20 protein-coding genes and 1 pseudogene are annotated in these 16,008 nt (G+C 43.3%); 16 read left to right on the top strand and 5 right to left on the bottom strand.

Going from position 1 to position 16,008, the window contains the following annotated elements; translation table 11 throughout:
• Window positions 1-13: 13 nt before the first annotated feature.
• Window positions 14-640 (bottom strand): TVP38/TMEM64 family protein, encoded by a 627-nt coding sequence (locus tag ACY3LV_RS07090; protein ID WP_333561553.1) that lies wholly within the window; start codon window positions 638-640, stop codon window positions 14-16.
• A 193-nt stretch (window positions 641-833) separates the two neighbouring features.
• On the opposite strand from ACY3LV_RS07090, the gene ACY3LV_RS07085 reads away from it, so the two are divergent.
• Both ACY3LV_RS07085 and ACY3LV_RS07080 read left to right on the top strand, forming a co-directional pair.
• A complete protein-coding gene (locus ACY3LV_RS07085) occupies window positions 834-1,586 on the top strand; it encodes a peptidoglycan recognition protein family protein (protein ID WP_464863574.1) in 753 nt (250 codons plus the stop codon).
• Between the two features lie 249 nt (window positions 1,587-1,835).
• Complete coding sequence (locus ACY3LV_RS07080) at window positions 1,836-2,567, top strand: SGNH/GDSL hydrolase family protein (RefSeq protein ID WP_333517161.1); 732 nt, start codon at window positions 1,836-1,838, stop codon at window positions 2,565-2,567.
• 304 nt (window positions 2,568-2,871) lie between these two features.
• Here ACY3LV_RS07080 and sda read toward each other — a convergent pair whose 3' ends face one another.
• Complete coding sequence (gene sda, locus ACY3LV_RS07075) at window positions 2,872-3,012, bottom strand: sporulation histidine kinase inhibitor Sda (protein ID WP_003226124.1); 141 nt, start codon at window positions 3,010-3,012, stop codon at window positions 2,872-2,874.
• A 357-nt stretch (window positions 3,013-3,369) separates the two neighbouring features.
• Here sda and ACY3LV_RS07070 point away from each other — a divergent pair, with 357 nt between their 5' ends.
• Genes ACY3LV_RS07070 through ACY3LV_RS07035 form a run of 8 tightly spaced genes read left to right on the top strand, consistent with a single transcriptional unit; the run spans window position 3,370 to window position 8,382 of the window.
• A complete protein-coding gene (locus ACY3LV_RS07070) occupies window positions 3,370-3,888 on the top strand; it encodes a YqeG family HAD IIIA-type phosphatase (protein ID WP_464863573.1) in 519 nt (172 codons plus the stop codon).
• 3 nt (window positions 3,889-3,891) lie between these two features.
• On the top strand, window positions 3,892-4,992 hold the full coding sequence (gene yqeH / locus ACY3LV_RS07065; protein WP_087990786.1) for a ribosome biogenesis GTPase YqeH: 1,101 nt from the start codon (window positions 3,892-3,894) through the stop codon (window positions 4,990-4,992).
• Between the two features lie 18 nt (window positions 4,993-5,010).
• Window positions 5,011-5,853, top strand: coding sequence for a shikimate dehydrogenase (gene aroE, locus ACY3LV_RS07060; protein ID WP_464863572.1), 843 nt, complete (start codon window positions 5,011-5,013; stop codon window positions 5,851-5,853).
• Complete coding sequence (gene yhbY / locus ACY3LV_RS07055) at window positions 5,847-6,137, top strand: ribosome assembly RNA-binding protein YhbY (RefSeq protein WP_003226133.1); 291 nt, start codon at window positions 5,847-5,849, stop codon at window positions 6,135-6,137. Before aroE ends, yhbY begins: the two co-directional genes overlap by 7 nt.
• A gap of 11 nt (window positions 6,138-6,148) precedes the next feature.
• Window positions 6,149-6,718, top strand: coding sequence for a nicotinate-nucleotide adenylyltransferase (locus ACY3LV_RS07050; protein ID WP_148962106.1), 570 nt, complete (start codon window positions 6,149-6,151; stop codon window positions 6,716-6,718).
• A complete protein-coding gene (gene yqeK, locus ACY3LV_RS07045) occupies window positions 6,708-7,268 on the top strand; it encodes a bis(5'-nucleosyl)-tetraphosphatase (symmetrical) YqeK (protein ID WP_087990783.1) in 561 nt (186 codons plus the stop codon). The genes ACY3LV_RS07050 and yqeK overlap by 11 nt, the downstream gene beginning before the upstream one ends.
• A 17-nt stretch (window positions 7,269-7,285) precedes the next feature.
• Window positions 7,286-7,642: a ribosome silencing factor gene (gene rsfS / locus ACY3LV_RS07040; protein ID WP_019258939.1), complete on the top strand. Its 357-nt coding sequence runs from the start codon at window positions 7,286-7,288 to the stop codon at window positions 7,640-7,642.
• Entirely contained in the window at window positions 7,639-8,382 is a 744-nt protein-coding gene (locus ACY3LV_RS07035; protein ID WP_148962104.1) for a class I SAM-dependent DNA methyltransferase, read from the top strand. The genes rsfS and ACY3LV_RS07035 overlap by 4 nt, the downstream gene beginning before the upstream one ends.
• Window positions 8,383-8,447: 65 nt before the next feature.
• On the opposite strand, the gene comER is transcribed toward ACY3LV_RS07035, so the two are convergent.
• Window positions 8,448-9,269: a late competence protein ComER gene (comER, locus tag ACY3LV_RS07030; protein ID WP_464863571.1), complete on the bottom strand. Its 822-nt coding sequence runs from the start codon at window positions 9,267-9,269 to the stop codon at window positions 8,448-8,450.
• Window positions 9,270-9,352: 83 nt separating this feature from the next.
• Here comER and ACY3LV_RS07025 point away from each other — a divergent pair, with 83 nt between their 5' ends.
• From ACY3LV_RS07025 to ACY3LV_RS07015, 3 genes and pseudogenes are all read left to right on the top strand, one after another.
• On the top strand, window positions 9,353-9,967 hold the full coding sequence (locus tag ACY3LV_RS07025) for a helix-hairpin-helix domain-containing protein (protein ID WP_333561560.1): 615 nt from the start codon (window positions 9,353-9,355) through the stop codon (window positions 9,965-9,967).
• Window positions 9,968-10,033: 66 nt separating this feature from the next.
• Window positions 10,034-10,603: a ComE operon protein 2 gene (locus tag ACY3LV_RS07020; RefSeq protein WP_166850614.1), complete on the top strand. Its 570-nt coding sequence runs from the start codon at window positions 10,034-10,036 to the stop codon at window positions 10,601-10,603.
• Window positions 10,604-10,606: 3 nt separating this feature from the next.
• A pseudogene (locus ACY3LV_RS07015) lies at window positions 10,607-12,936 on the top strand (DNA internalization-related competence protein ComEC/Rec2).
• A gap of 40 nt (window positions 12,937-12,976) precedes the next feature.
• Here the strand turns inward: ACY3LV_RS07015 and ACY3LV_RS07010 are convergent.
• Entirely contained in the window at window positions 12,977-13,111 is a 135-nt protein-coding gene (locus ACY3LV_RS07010; RefSeq protein WP_003229983.1) for a YqzM family protein, read from the bottom strand.
• Between the two features lie 40 nt (window positions 13,112-13,151).
• Here ACY3LV_RS07010 and ACY3LV_RS07005 point away from each other — a divergent pair, with 40 nt between their 5' ends.
• A complete protein-coding gene (locus ACY3LV_RS07005; protein ID WP_141113374.1) occupies window positions 13,152-13,301 on the top strand; it encodes a hypothetical protein in 150 nt (49 codons plus the stop codon).
• A 39-nt stretch (window positions 13,302-13,340) separates the two neighbouring features.
• Entirely contained in the window at window positions 13,341-14,384 is a 1,044-nt protein-coding gene (gene holA / locus ACY3LV_RS07000; protein WP_464863570.1) for a DNA polymerase III subunit delta, read from the top strand.
• A gap of 14 nt (window positions 14,385-14,398) precedes the next feature.
• Here holA and rpsT read toward each other — a convergent pair whose 3' ends face one another.
• Entirely contained in the window at window positions 14,399-14,665 is a 267-nt protein-coding gene (rpsT, locus tag ACY3LV_RS06995) for a 30S ribosomal protein S20 (protein WP_003229989.1), read from the bottom strand.
• A 203-nt stretch (window positions 14,666-14,868) separates the two neighbouring features.
• On the opposite strand from rpsT, the gene gpr reads away from it, so the two are divergent.
• Complete coding sequence (gene gpr / locus ACY3LV_RS06990; RefSeq protein WP_148962099.1) at window positions 14,869-15,975, top strand: GPR endopeptidase; 1,107 nt, start codon at window positions 14,869-14,871, stop codon at window positions 15,973-15,975.
• Window positions 15,976-16,008: the final 33 nt, after the last annotated feature.

Below are 16,008 nucleotides of genomic sequence, written 5' to 3'. Positions count from 1 at the left end.
CAAACACGCCTCCTTATTTTTTTGGCACGTTCAGCAGATGAGGGAACTTTTTATAAATGATCATCATGATGATCAGAATGTAGGCTCCGTAAATGCTGAAAGACAGTAATTTGTCGCTGGAAAAATTAGCACCTGCAATGGTAACAACGACAATATTCGGGATTTTTCCTATGAGAGACGCGAAGAAAAAAACATGCCAGCGAACCTGACTCAGCCCGCATATCACGTTCATGACAAGAGAAGGAATGACGGGGATGAGTCTTCCTAATAAAACAGCGGTAAAAGCATTTTTGTTGAAGGAAGCCTCGTAGCTTTGGATAGCGGGATAGGCCTGAACTTTTTTTCTTGCCCAATCTCTAAAGCTGTATCTGGCGAGAAAAAACAGCATGATTGTACCAAGCATTGAGCCGGTCAGTGTAATCCAGATCCCATTTGCGATTCCGAACACAGCGCCGTTTAAAGCGGCAACCAAAGCAAACGGCACAATGGGGAAAAAAACATCGGCAGCAATCAGCAGCATACTGAATAAAACAGAAAACATCCCTCCTGCTTTGATCGCCTCAAGCCAAGCTTCTTTCTGAAAAAAACCGACTGCAATGACAGTTATAATCACGATGACACCTAGTATCTTTTTTAACATGTCTATGGTCACTCCCAACTAAGGTGATGTCAGAAGCCAAAACCTCCGTCATCTACGTTAGTATAACTGGTGTCAGTTCAGCGATTCAACTAAAATTGATATTTGGATTTAGAACACAATTCTTTTTTATCTTGTAAAATAGGCAGTCCATCCCTATGTTTTCTGCATTCTTTAATAGCAGGGAGGGATAGAAATGGTCACGATAAAAAAGGATTTTATTCCGGCATCGAACGATAATCGTCCGGGCTATGCGCTGACTCCAGCTTATATTACGGTTCATAATACAGCGAATACCGCCAAAGGCGCTGATGCGAAAATGCACGCCAATTATGTGAAAAACCGAAGCACTTCTGTCAGCTGGCATTTTACAGTTGATGATTCAGTCATTTATCAGCATCTCCCGATAGATGAAAATGGCTGGCATGCGGGTGACGGCACAAATGGGACAGGGAACCGCAAATCAATCGGGATTGAAATCTGCGAAAATGCTGATGGCGATTTTGAAAAAGCAACAGCAAATGCCCAGTGGCTGATCCGAAAACTAATGAAAGAAAACAATATTCCGCTGAAACATGTCGTTCCCCACAAAAAATGGTCCGGGAAGGACTGTCCGGGCAAACTCTTGGAGCACTGGAGTTCTTTTATAAACGGAATTTCTTTCTCCGATACACCTCCAAAAGAGTCATCTCCATCTTATCCGCTGCCATCGGGGATGATAAAACTCACTTCGCCTTATCGAAAGGGCACGAAAATCCTTCAGCTGCAAAAGGCTTTAGCCGCGCTTCATTTTTACCCTGATAAGGGAGCCGAAAATAATGGAATTGACGGAGTTTACGGACCGAAAACCGCAAATGCCGTCAAGCGTTTTCAGCTTATGAACGGATTAACTGCAGACGGCATCTATGGACCAAAAACAAAGGCCAAGCTTAAATCGAAGTTAAAGTGAACACAGGGCAAGGGATAACCTGTTTCTAATGCGGATGCAGGTTATTTTCTTATCTATGGTTTGTGTGTTTTTTCGATAGAGAAGAAGGGAATTTTAAGAGAATCATCCTAAGCCGTAATGAAAGCAGCATGATTTTCACTAAGGGGGACACGTTAACAATAGGAAAAAACAGTAATAACAAAAAAACTCTTCGTTGAACGAAGGGGAACAGAGGTATAACATTAAGATGAGGCTTTTGGGGGTGTAAAGATGAAGCATTTTTTTATCCTTTTCCTTCTGCTGTCCGTTACAGCAGGATGCGAGGGTAAGGGATACGAAGACGTTGTAGCATTTGGTGACAGCAATACGCGAGGCTCTAATTGGGACTACCGCGATTATCCAAAAGCACAGCAGTGGGTTAATATGTTAAAAACGGCTGAACGCGGAAAGCTTGATATACTCAATGCGGGAATTGGCGGACAGACGACAGAGGATGCACGTCTGCGGTTTCAGACAGATGTGCTGGATCAAAAACCGAAGTATTTGTTTATTATGTTCGGCACAAATGACGCCGCGATACTGACTGAGGGGAAACCGAGAGTATCGAAGCAGCGTTTTAGAGAAAATCTCGTTTATTTTATTAAAGAAAGCAGAGAAGACGGGATCAAACCAATCCTAATGACATGCATCCCAATTATAGAAGGAAACGGGAAGCACCATCTGTTTTACTATTCGAGATATAAAGCAGCTGCTTTTGAACCGAAGGGCGGGGCGAGAAAATGGCACAACTCATACAACGATATTACAAGAGATGTGTCGGAGCGCCTGAATGTCCCTCTTGTAGATAACTGGAAGCATTTTATAGAAGCAGGCGGCGGAAAAGCAACTGATGAAGCGCTTATCCAATCCGGTCTGATAGATCCTTCAGGCAATCATATGACACCTAAAGGGGCAAGGATTGTATATGAAGGAATACAAGATGGGCAGGTTTTGAAGTACTGAGCCGGACAACGGCCTAAGCCGTTTTATTTCTTCTACATAGGCTGTTATAAACCTTATGTAAGGAGGCGCTTCAATGTATGGCGCAGGCAGAGCATATGGATACGCTTTTATCGTTGTTTTAGTTGTTGTTCTCCTGGTTGTGGGCGGCATATATTGGTTAGCATAGTTACCGTCCCTTGAAAACACCTCTTTTTAGGGGTGTTTTTTGCTGAAAACAGTAGTAAAGCGCGCAACCGAAGTGATATAATATCAGTCATCTGAGTAAAAAAAGGAAATACGCCCGGAAAAAATAGACAAGTTCCTATTAAGAAGATACGGAAATAATATGTCCGAGCGATCTTCTTTTTATTTCGTTTTCAATTAACTCGATAAAGTCACGGTTTAAATTCATTTCGGTGGCTTTGAAATAAGATTCTATTAGTAATTCATCAGACAGTTTTCTCATGCTAGGAACCCAATTAATGGGAGTGGCACCTCCTTAAAAGTTGGAATCATTCATGATTTTAACGCATACATTGATACGTTGCGTACATCTGAGGCTGAAGTTATCTTTAATCTACCATGAAATGCATATAAGAACAATCGTTCTGTTATCCACACCAGAAAGTGGATAACCTGTGAGTATCGTGTTTATAATTTGTCTAAAGAGTGATGTAATAAGAGTGGATAGTGTGTGTAATTTTATCCACAACTGGTGAAGAAACCCAATTTTTGTCGAAATTTTTTTGCTCAGTTTTTCTTTAGGCACAAGTTCGATTTTTTTCGACAATCATTTTAAAGAGAAAAGGGAAGGGTGCGGGTTTTGTTAAAAAAGTTTTTTTTACCTGACGAGTTCGTGAAAAATATTTTTCATATTACGCCTGAGAAATTAAAGGAACGAAATGTAAAAGGAATTATTACTGATCTGGATAATACGCTTGTTGAGTGGGACAGGCCGAACGCGACGCCGCGTTTGATCGAGTGGTTTGAAGAAATGAAGGGCCACGGCATTAAAGTGACGATTGTCTCTAATAATAATGAAAGAAGAGTAAAACTTTTCTCAGAGCCGCTTGGAATCCCATTCATCTACAAAGCAAGAAAACCAATGGGCAAAGCCTTTAACAGAGCTGTGCGCAATATGGAGCTGAAAAAAGAGGACTGCGTGGTCATCGGAGATCAGCTCATGACCGATGTACTCGGGGGAAATCGAAACGGCTACCATACGATTTTGGTCGTGCCTGTTGCTTCCTCTGACGGGTTTATTACGCGCTTTAACCGCCAGGTCGAACGCAGAATACTGAGTGCTCTCAAACGAAAAGGGCACATTCAGTGGGAGGAGTAAGAAATGGAAAAGGTTGTTTGTATCGGCTGCGGAGTGACAATCCAAACCGAGGACAAAACAGGTCTGGGATACGCGCCGCCTGCATCGCTTACGAAAGAAAATGTGATTTGCCAGCGCTGCTTCAGACTGAAAAACTATAATGAAATACAAGATGTTTCCTTAACGGATGATGATTTCTTAAACATTCTTCACGGTATTGGGGAAACCGATTCTCTAGTGGTTAAAATTGTTGATATTTTTGATTTTAACGGCAGCTGGATCAATGGGCTGCAGCGCTTGGTGGGGGGAAACCCTATCTTATTGATTGGCAATAAAGCTGATATTTTGCCTAAGTCACTGAAAAGAGAACGTCTGATCCAGTGGATGAAGCGTGAAGCGAAAGAGCTTGGCTTAAAACCGGTTGACGTATTTTTGGTCAGTGCGGGACGCGGCCAGGGGATCAGAGAAGTAATTGATGCGATTGAGTATTATCGCAACGATAAAGATGTCTATGTTGTCGGGTGTACAAATGTAGGGAAGTCAACCTTTATTAACCGGATTATTAAAGAAGTATCAGGTGAAGAAGATATTATTACGACATCCCAATTTCCTGGCACAACTCTTGATGCGATTGAAATCCCGCTGGACGACGGCTCAGCGCTTTATGATACACCGGGCATTATCAACCATCATCAAATGGCGCATTATGTCAATAAAAAGGATCTTAAAATACTATCTCCTAAAAAGGAGCTGAAACCTCGCACATTCCAGCTTAACGATCAGCAAACACTGTATTTCGGCGGGCTTGCAAGGTTCGATTATGTGTCCGGAGAAAGGGCTCCTTTTATTTGCTATATGCCGAATGAGCTGATGATTCATAGGACAAAACTGGAAAATGCAGACGCGCTTTATGAAAAGCATGCAGGGGAATTGCTCACACCTCCGGGAAAAGATGAAATGGATGAGTTTCCGGAATTGGTCGCCCATACGTTTACGATAAAAGACAATAAGACAGATATCGTTTTCTCAGGGTTAGGCTGGGTAACAGTGCATGACGCCGATAAAAAAGTAACTGCTTACGCGCCAAAAGGCGTTCACGTATTTGTGCGGCGCTCATTAATTTAATGAAAAGGGGAGAGGAGCATGAAAAAGCTGTACGGAGTTATCGGAAATCCGATTGGCCATTCCATGTCACCTGATATTCATAACGCATCATTGAAAGATCTCGGTCTAGACGGACATTACCATGCTTTCAAGGTTGAAGAGGATGATCTGGAAGATGCGGTAAAAGGAATAAGAGCACTTGGCGTACAAGGAATCAATGTGACTGTTCCGCATAAGGTTTCCATTATGGATTACCTGGATCATATTGATGATAGTGCAAAAGTGATCGGTGCCGTAAACACGGTCAGAAGAGAGGGAGACAAGCTTGTCGGATACAATACCGACGGGGAAGGCTTTGTCAAGTCATTAATGAAGGTATTGGACAAGCCCATCTCTGAACTGTCATTCTTAATGATCGGCGCGGGCGGAGCGGCAAGAGCCATTTTCACAGCAATTGCCCGCAATGTTCCGAAAAAGTTTGACATTTGCAACCGGACGTTGGAAAAAGCAAAGCAGCTTACAGAATCCACTCCCTCATTTCAAAATAAAGAAGTGTTAAGCATAAAAGAAGCAGAAGAGCGGCTTGAGCAGTATGATGTGATTATCCATACAACGTCTGTGGGCATGTATCCAAACGTGAACGATGTGCCGATTTCATTACAGCGTGCCGCAAGCAGTGCCGTCGTATGCGATATCGTGTATAATCCAATTCAGACGGCTCTTTTAAAAGAAGCAAACCAAAAAGGCCTGAAAACACTAGATGGAGTGGGCATGTTTGTAGAACAGGCAGCATTGTCTTTCCAATTGTGGACTGGACAAGAGCCTGATATTGAAAAAATGAGATCAATTGTTATAGGAAAATTAGGAGGAACAGAATGTTAACAGGTAAACAAAAACGTTTTTTACGTTCAAAAGCGCATCATTTAACGCCGATTTTTCAAGTAGGCAAAGGCGGAGTAAACGACAACATGATTAAACAAATTGCTGAGGCGCTTGAAGCGAGAGAGCTGATTAAAGTCAGCGTTCTTCAGAATTGTGAAGAGGATAAAAACGATGTTGCGGAAGCTCTTGTAAAAGGAAGCCGCTCTCAATTGGTGCAGACAATCGGCAATACGATTGTGTTATATAAGGAATCAAAGGAAAATAAACAAATCGAGCTTCCTTAAAGGTGGTTGAAATGAAGAAAATCGGTATTTTCGGAGGCACGTTTGACCCTCCGCATAACGGCCACCTCTTAATGGCGAATGAGGTGCTGTTTCAGGCGGGGCTTGATGAAATTTGGTTTATGCCCAATCAAATTCCGCCGCATAAACAGAAAGAAAACTATACCGACAGCTTTCATCGCGTGGAAATGCTGAAGCTTGCGATTCAGTCTAATCCGTCCTTTAAGCTGGAGCTGGCTGAAATGGAAAGAGAAGGGCCTTCCTATACGTTTGATACTGTTTCTTTACTGAAGCAGCGTTATCCGAATGATCAGCTGTTCTTTATTATCGGTGCTGATATGATTGAATATTTGCCGAAATGGTATAAGCTGGATGAGTTGCTGAACCTCATTCAATTTATTGGAGTAAAGCGCCCCGGTTTTCATGTTGAAACCCCTTATCCGCTTCTCTTTGCAGACGTTCCGGAATTTGAGGTATCATCAACTATGATAAGGGAACGGTTTAAAAGCAAGAAACCCACTGACTACTTAATCCCTGATAAAGTGAAGAAGTATGTAGAGGAGAATGGTTTATATGAATCGTGAGGAGGCACTTGCCTGCGTTAAGCAGCAATTGACCGAACACCGATATATCCACACGATTGGTGTGATGAACACGGCGATCGAACTTGCGGAGCGTTTTGGAGCCAACCCTAAAAAAGCGGAAACAGCGGCTATCTTTCATGATTATGCCAAATTCCGCCCGAAAGAAGAAATGAAACAAATTATTGCGCGAGAAAAAATGCCTTCGCATTTATTGGATCATAATCCGGAGCTGTGGCACGCTCCGGTCGGCGCTTATTTGGTCCAAAGAGAAGCGGGGATTCAAGATGAAGACATTCTTGACGCCATCAGGTATCATACCTCTGGACGGCCTGGCATGACACTTTTAGAAAAAGTGATTTACGTTGCCGATTACATTGAACCAAACCGGGCATTTCCCGGTGTCGATGAGGTGCGTAAACTTGCCGAGACAGATTTGAATCAAGCGCTGATTCAATCCATTAAAAATACAATGATGTTTCTTATGAAAAAAAATCAACCGGTTTTTCCAGACACATTTTCAACGTATAACTGGCTTGTGTCCGGCAACTGAACAGGAGGAATTTGTGAATGAACCAAAAGTCCATTTTAAAGATCGCAGCTGCGGCTTGCGATGATAAACGGGCAGAGGATATTTTAGCACTGGATATGGAAGGCATATCTCTGGTTGCTGATTATTTTCTGATCTGCCACGGGAATTCAGATAAACAGGTGCAGGCGATTGCCCGTGAAATCAAGGATCAGGCTGAAGAAAACGGCATTCAAATCAAAAAGATGGAAGGCTTCGATGAAGCAAGATGGGTACTCGTTGACCTTGGCGATGTGATTGTGCATGTCTTCCACAAGGATGAAAGAAGCTACTACAATCTGGAAAAACTGTGGGGAGACGCTCCGCTCGCAGATCTTGAGCTTGGAATGAACCAATGATTTACCAAGGCTTTGCAAGCGTGTATGACGAGTTAATGTCGCACGCACCTTACGATCAATGGACAAAGTGGATTGAAGCAGCTCTCCCGGAAAAAGGCCGTATCCTCGATCTGGCATGCGGCACAGGGGAAATCTCAGTCCGGCTTGCCAAAAAAGGCTTCGAGGTCACAGGGATCGACCTTAGTGAGGAAATGCTTGCTTACGCCCAGCAAAAGGTCTCCAGTAACCAGCCGATTCTTTTTCTTCAGCAGGATATGAGAGACATTACCGGCTTTGACGGCCAGTTTGACGCTGTTGTGATATGCTGTGACTCTTTAAATTATTTAAAAACGAAAAATGATGTGATCGAAACCTTCAAAAGTGTATTTCGGGTGTTGAAACCTGAAGGCATTTTGCTATTTGATGTTCATTCATCTTATAAAGTCGGTGAAGTCTTTCCGGATAGCACATTTGCTGACCAGGATGAAGATATCAGCTATATTTGGCAGAGCTTTGCCGGAAGTGAAGAGCTTTCTGTCATTCATGATATGTCGTTTTTTGTGCGGAACGGAGAAGCGTATGACCGTTTTGATGAGACGCACGAGCAAAGAACGTTCCCGGTGGATGAATATGAAGAAATGCTGAGGAACTGCGGCTTTCAGCTGCACGGCGTGACAGCTGATTTTACAGATTCAGAACCAACAACACAATCAGAACGCCTATTTTTCAAGGCGCAGAAATCAAAAACCATCGTTTCCTAAGACGATGGTTTTTTAAAATGCTTTTTTATGCTTTTGCAGTGCAGACAAAAGTATGACATACTCGTCTACACATGAAACTGCTTCTTCACTGCGGAAATATCCTCCTCGTACTTCATATGAGTATTTTGGAATACCCGGTGAAACATATCCTGCACACCGCTTTCCAGCGCTTTAATGCCTTCTCCTGTCACACCGCCTTTAACACAAACCTTTTCCTGTAACGCGGGCAGGGTATACAATTCGGTTTCTAACAGTTTTCCCATTCCGACAAGCATTTCCTTACACATCAGAATAGCATCCTGTTTGGACACTGACGTTTCCGAAACGGCCGCATCTATAAACCGCTGAATCAGATAGCTCATAAAAGCGGGGCCGCAGCTTACGATATCTGATGCCACCCTCGTGATGTCACTTTCAATTTGCAGCGGATGAGAGATATGCTTCATGAGCTCATTGATTTTCGTTTTTGCAAATTCTCCGCAGCTTGTGCCGAAAGTGACGAGAGAAACGCCTGCCAGCGCTCTGTTTGTAATACTGGGAATTACTCGCGCTACTTGACACGGTACATATTGCTCGAGTTGTTGAGTTTGAACCGGGCTTGTAATTGAAATGAGAATATGGTCCTTTCTTAAATAAGGCGCCGCTCTTGCTAGTAAAGGATATATATCAAGCGGCTTAACACAAATAAAAATCATCTCGTTTTCAGAAACAAGATTTTCCAGGCTTTCTGTTACGTTTATGCTGTTGTAGCGGTTTTTTATGTGTAACGCTTTTTCAATTGTGCGGTTTGTGATTGTTATGTTTGAGGGATCGGCTGCTTTTGATTCAATAAATGACTCTATAAGGATCGTACCCATATTTCCTGTGCCGATAAAACCAATCTTCAATGATTTCCCCTCCTTTGAGCTATTATCCTCTAAACCATATGTGTGATGAAAATAAATTATGACGAAAGCGGGGAACATGCACGATGAATTGGTTGTATCAGCATAAAAAAGCAATCATTTTAGCGGCTTCTGCGGCTGCTTTCATAGCGGTTATTTTCGTTTTGGCCAGCGGAGAAAACAAAGAGCCGGTGAAGCAGGCTGTATCAACTGAGACAGAAAATACGGAGGTAAAGCAGGAGGCGGTAAAAGACGAGAACGATACCATTGTGATTGATATAAAGGGTGCTGTTCAGCATCCTGGCGTGTATGAAATGCGAACAGGGGACAGAGTATCTCAGGCGATTGAGAAAGCGGGCGGGACCGGTGAACAAGCAGATGAAATGCAAGTGAATTTGGCGGAGCTGCTGCAGGACGGGACAGTGGTGTACATCCCGAAAAAGGGAGAAGAGACAACGATGCAGCAAGGATCCCGAGGCGCTGTGAAAAGCGATGGAGGGAAGGAAGCACCGGTAAATATCAATACAGCAACCTTAGAGGAATTACAAGGCATCTCTGGGGTGGGGCCATCAAAGGCTGAAGCTATTATTGCATACCGAGAAGAAAACGGGCGGTTCCAGACAATTGAAGAGATCACTAAGGTTTCAGGAATCGGTGAGAAGTCGCTTGAGAAAATAAAGTCTTCCATTACAGTAAAGTGATTTGACGGTCATGCATAATGATAGGTAAACTAAAGGTCAGGCAACACAACATTTGGAGGGAACAACGTGGAACGAATTTCATGGAATCAATACTTTATGGCTCAAAGCCATTTACTGGCGCTGCGCAGCACCTGCCCGAGATTGTCTGTCGGCGCAACTATAGTTAGAGATAAACGCATGATTGCAGGGGGCTATAACGGGTCAATCGCGGGCGGCGTGCACTGCGCAGACGAAGGCTGCCTCATGATAGATGACCATTGCGCAAGAACGATTCACGCTGAAATGAATGCAATTCTTCAATGCTCTAAGTTCGGGGTGCCGACTGATGGAGCGGAGATTTATGTGACGCATTATCCGTGCATTCAATGCTGTAAATCTATCATTCAAGCGGGTATCAAAACGGTTTATTATGCTGAGGATTACAAAACGAATCCGTACGCACAGGAATTATTTGAACAGGCGGATGTAACTGTTGAACAGGTTGAACTCGATGAAATGATCGTTGATCTGAAAAACAGGGAAAAGCTTTCATTTGTAGCGGGTCTTTTAGAGAAACTGGCGGATGCGGGTCTTGCAGAGGAAGATTTGAAAAAGATACATGAACAGGCGAATACACTCTTCACGAGCTACGTGTGATGAATGCGTAATTCGCGTTTGTTATTGCCTTTGGCGGCAGCTTCAGCAACGGCTGGAATTACTGCCGCCGCTTATTTCTCCGCTGTTTTTCTTTTCTTCCTCTTTCTCCTCATCATTTTAATCAAAACGAGACACGCTGTTCTCATTTTGGTTTGTTTCTTCTCTTTTATATTGTTTTTTTCACTGTATGCAGTCGCAGATTCCAAGAATGTCTCTGTATATCAGCGGGGCACCTATCAAGCCAAGGCAGTAATTGACAGCATTCCAAAAATTGACGGCGACCGTATGTCTATGGTAGTTAAGACGCCTGATGGCGAAAAATGGGCCGCTTCGTACCGCATTCAGTCTGCTGAAGAAAAAGATCAGCTGTCATATCTAGAGCCAGGAATGGCATGTGAATGGACTGGTGCCTTGGAAGAACCTAAACACGCAACCGTGCCGGGCGCATTTGATTATAACGAATATCTTTACCGGCAGCATATTCACTGGAACTATTCTGTTACATCTATTCAAAAGTGCAGCGAACCTGTAAATGTCAGTTATAAACTGCTCAGTTTAAGAAAAGACATCGTGTCATTCACAAACAGCCTGCTGCCTCCTGATTCGGCAGGAATCGTACAAGCTCTTATAATAGGAGACAGATTTTACGTGGAAGCCGAGGTGCTTAACGCGTATCAAAAGCTTGGTGTCGTCCATCTCTTGGCGATTTCAGGACTCCACGTCGGCATTTTGACAGCCGGCTTGTTTTATATCATGATCCGTATTGGAATAACAAGAGAAAAGGCGTCAATCCTGTTGCTGTTATTTCTGCCGCTCTATGTGATGTTGACAGGCGCTGCTCCTTCAGTGCTGCGCGCCGCTCTGATGTCGGGTATTTACTTAGCTGGAAGTCTCGTTAAATGGCGTGTACATGCTGCGGGGGCAATCTGCACTTCATACATCGTCCTCTTGCTCTTCAATCCTTACCATCTCTTTGAAGCAGGTTTTCAGCTGTCATTCGCCGTGAGTTTTTCTTTAATTCTTTCTTCTTCTATTTTTCAGCATGTTAAAACCTCTTTAGGTCAGCTGACAATGGTATCACTGATCGCTCAGCTGGGTTCACTCCCCATTCTCCTGCATCATTTCCAGCAGTTTTCTATGATCAGCGTCCTGATGAACATGGTGCTTGTTCCTATTTATACATTCTGTGTTTTGCCGGGGACTATAGCAGGTGTTTTTTTATTAATCCTTTCTGCTTCGGCTGGCCGATGGTTCTTCAGCTGGTTTGATTTCTTGATGAGCTGGACCAACAGGCTGATCACAAGAATCGCAGATATTGATGTATTCACAATTATCATTGCACGTCCCGCACCTATTCTGCTCTTTTTATTCACGGTCACAATCATTCTAATGTTTATGGCGATTGAAAAACGCTCTTTTTCTCAGATGATGGTAACTGGCGGCATTTGCTGCGCGATGTTCTGTCTTCTCTTTATATATCCTCGTCTTAGTTCTGAAGGAGAGGTCGATATGATTGATATTGGGCAGGGTGACAGCATGTATGTAGGTGCTCCGCATCAGCGGGGTCATGTTTTAATTGATACTGGCGGCACTTTGTCTTATTCGTCAGAGCCTTGGCGGGAAAAACAGCATCCGTTTTCACTCGGGGAAAAGGTGCTGATTCCGTTTTTAACCGTTAAGGGGGTCAAACAGCTTGATGCGTTAATTCTCACGCACGCTGACCAAGATCATATTGGAGAGGCGGAGACTCTGCTGAAGCATCATAAAGTGAAGCGCCTCGTGATTCCGAAAGGGTTCGTTTCTGAACCTAAGGATGAGAAAGTGCTACAGGCAGCCAGAGGGGAGGGAGTGCCAATTGAAGAGGTGAAGCGAGGTGATGTATTGCAAATAAAGGATTTACAGTTCTATGTACTGTCACCGGACGGACCTGATCCGGCAAGCAAAAATAATTCTTCTCTCGTTCTGTGGATGAAAACAGGCGGTATGAGCTGGATATTGACAGGTGATCTGGAGAAAGAAGGGGAACAGGAAGTTATGAGCGTGTTTCCGAATCTAAAAGCAGACGTGTTAAAGGTGGGGCACCATGGAAGCAAAGGCTCTACCGGTGAAGATTTCATCAAACAGATTCAGCCGGAAACGGCCATTATCTCAGCAGGGGAAAACAATCGGTACCATCATCCCCATCAAGAAGTTCTGCAAATATTACAGAGACATTCCATCCGCGTGCTGCGCACCGACCAAAGCGGAACGATCCAATATAGATATAAAAACAGAGTTGGAACCTTTTCTGTCTATCCCCCATATGATACATCAGAATAACAGAGACGAACTAAAAAAAGACTGCCGAGAAATCAGCAGCCCGGGCAGTCGCTGTTATGAACCAACCAGGTGAATAACCGTTGCCATGACAAACAAGAAGGCGAAAAATCCGAAGGACACAACAAAACCAACAGCTGAATCTACAGCATCATTTCGTTTGCTTTGAACGTTTTTTTCAAAATCATTCAATTTAATCCCTCCTGACTGATTTAAGTATAATGGAATTGTTTTGAAAAATCTAGAAGCTAAGGTAACGTTTTCTGTTCTGGTGATTATCGCCTTTTTACAAGCTGTCCCGGGGGCTTGCGATCAGGCGTTTAATATAAATGGGGAAGCAGCAGTCAGGCTTCCTCTTTACTATTTTGCAAACTCAATTTAGGATAGAAGGGGATGATGAAAGAGAGGAAGTCGTACAACAATGGTATTTGATGTGTGGAAAAGCCTGAGAAAAGGAGATGTCCATCCGGTTTATTGTTTATACGGAAAAGAGACGTATCTGCTGCAGGAAACCGTCAGCAGGATCAGACAGGCGGTCATTGATCAGGAAACAAAGGATTTCAATCTATCTGTTTTTGATCTGGAAGAGGAACCGCTGGATCAAGCAATTGCAGATGCTGAAACGTTTCCGTTTATGGGGGAACGGCGTCTTGTTATTGTGAAAAATCCATATTTTTTAACAGGTGAAAAGAAAAAAGAAAAAATTGAGCATAACGTCAGCGCGCTTGAATCATATTTACAATCGCCTGCGCCTTATACGGTCTTTGTCCTGCTTGCCCCGTATGAAAAGCTGGATGAACGGAAAAAACTGACGAAAGCATTAAAGAAGCACGCGTTTATGATGGAGGCGAAGGAATTAAACGCAAAAGAGACGACAGATTTTACTGTCAACCTTGCAAAAACCGAACAGAAAACAATCGGCACTGAAGCGGCGGAGCATTTGGTTCTGCTTGTGAATGGACATCTGTCATCGATTTTTCAGGAGATTCAGAAGCTCTGCACGTTTATTGGAGATCGTGAAGAAATTACGCTGGATGATGTGAAAATGCTTGTAGCGAGAAGCCTTGAACAAAATATATTTGAGCTGATCAATAAAATCGTCAACCGGAAACGAACAGAAAGCCTGCAAATTTTTTATGATTTGCTCAAACAAAATGAAGAACCGATCAAAATCATGGCGCTTATTTCGAATCAGTTTCGGCTGATTCTCCAAACAAAGTATTTCGCGGAACAAGGCTACGGACAAAAGCAAATCGCCTCTAATTTAAAAGTCCATCCATTCCGGGTAAAGCTGGCGATGGATCAAGCAAGGCTTTTTTCAGAGACCGAGCTCCGGTTCATTATTGAACAGCTTGCCGTCATGGACTACGAGATGAAAACAGGGAAAAAGGACAAGCAGCTCCTGCTCGAACTGTTTCTTTTACAGCTGTTAAAAAGAAATGAAAAAAACGATCCCCATTATTGAGGATCGTTTTTATATTATGCAGAAAGTCCGTTCACTTTTTTCGCTAGTCTTGATTTGTAACGAGCTGCGGTATTTTTGTGTACAAGACCTGTTTTCACTGCTTTATCAATACGTTTAGCTGCTTCAGTAAGAGCAGTTTTCGCTTTGTCAGCTTCGTTGTTAGCAACAGAAGCTTCAACTTGTTTGATTGCAGTACGCATAGCAGATTTGATTGTCGCGTTATGAACGCGGCGTTCGTTGTTTGTTTTTGTACGTTTAATCGCTGATTTAATGTTTGGCATGTGTTTCACCTCCTAAGATACAACCTGTAGCACAGTGTCTTAAGGTTAAATCTTCTTCACAATAGAACAAATTGTATTCTATCAAACACACCTTTAGATTGCAATATAAATGTAAAGTATTTTTCATTGAAGGATCTCTTTTTAGCATGATTCACTCAGCAAATGGCAACAATATAGGTACTGAATGTGAAGGAGGCCCCTGTATGAAAAAGAGTGAACTTGATGTTAATCAGTATTTGATACGTACCGATTTAGCAGTTGAAACGAAGGAAGCGATGGCCAATCAGCAGGCTGTGCCGGCAAAAGAAATTAAAGGTTTTATTGAAAAAGAACGCGATCGCGGCGGCATTAAAATCCGCACTGTTGATATTACCAAGGAAGGCGCGGAGCTCTCAGGAAAAAAAGAAGGTCGCTATTTAACGCTTGAGGCGCAAGGAATCAGAGAGAATGATTCGGAAATGCAGGAAAAGGTCTCTGCTGTCTTCGCGGAGGAATTTTCGGCTTTCCTTGAAAGCCTTCATATCTCAAAAGATGCGAGCTGTTTGATCGTCGGGCTCGGCAACTGGAACGTGACCCCTGACGCGCTGGGTCCGATGGCTGTAGAAAATCTATTGGTAACAAGGCACTTGTTTAAGCTTCAGCCGGAAAACGTGCAGGATGGCTACAGACCTGTCAGCGCCTTTGCGCCTGGTGTTATGGGGATTACGGGAATCGAAACAAGCGACATTATTAAAGGTGTGATTGAGCAATCGAAGCCTGATTTTGTCATTGCCATTGATGCATTGGCGGCACGGGCGGTGGAAAGGGTTAACACAACCATTCAAATATCGGACACAGGCATTCACCCGGGATCTGGTGTTGGGAATAAACGAAAAGATTTAAGCAAAGACACGCTTGGCGTACCGGTGATTGCAATCGGAGTGCCGACAGTCGTTGACGCGGTGACGATTGCCAGCGACACGGTGGACTACATATTAAAACACTTTGGAAGAGAAATGAAAGATGACAGGCCGTCAAGATCTCTTGTTCCGGCAGGGATGACGTTTGGGAAAAAGAAAGTGCTCACTGAAGAAGATCTTCCCGATCAAAAGCAGCGTCAATCATTTCTCGGAATTGTTGGTACCCTTGGAGAGGATGAAAAACGGCAGCTCATTCACGAAGTGCTTTCGCCTTTAGGGCACAACTTAATGGTTACGCCGAAGGAAGTTGATTCATTCATCGACGATATGGCAAATGTGCTGGCGAACGGATTAAACACCGCGCTTCATGAAAAAGTGTCACAAGAAAACAAAGGCTCCTACAATCACTAAACTGTTCTACTTCCTCTAGCTTGTTCATAGAGT

This window comes from Bacillus sp. 11C (assembly GCF_055486375.1).
The sequence above is the reverse complement of the archived record's forward strand: the minus strand, read 5'-3'. Positions and strand labels throughout refer to the sequence as shown.